General features: G+C 45.4%; 1 protein-coding gene. It reads right to left on the reverse strand.

Going from position 1 to position 421, the window contains the following annotated elements; translation table 11 throughout:
- Window positions 1-421: hypothetical protein (locus JHD59_RS22260; RefSeq protein WP_199155871.1), on the reverse strand; the 421-nt coding region annotated here is incomplete at both ends.

Genomic DNA, 421 nt, shown 5'->3' on the forward strand with positions numbered 1-421 from the left:
CTGTAATCCCGGGTGATATCTGGCTGTTGCAGCAGGGTGGCAGCATCGATGATCGCCTCCGTTAAGATCAGCCTTTCCGTAGTGGTGGCAGGATAGCCAGGATACAACCCTTTCCGGTCTTTTAAATAAAAGTGTTTCTGATCCTGGGTATTTATCGTACTGCGGAAGTATAAACCAGACACCTGGTATTGCTTATTCCTGACCGCAAAAACGATACAACCCTTACCGAACGCCTTATACGAGGTTTCACCAGTGCGCCCCAATCTATCATGAACAGATAATAAACCCACCTGTAAACAGTCATTAATCAGGGTTTCATCCTTACGGTTCCCATGATGGAACTGCCCGCTATTATAGCCGATTTCAAGTAATTCAGGATTTAAACCACGCTCATGGATATACGTTTTGGCAGGATCACTAT

Source organism: Chromobacterium sp. ASV23 (assembly GCF_016428945.1).
GTDB classification, from domain to species: domain Bacteria; phylum Pseudomonadota; class Gammaproteobacteria; order Burkholderiales; family Chromobacteriaceae; genus Chromobacterium; species Chromobacterium sinusclupearum.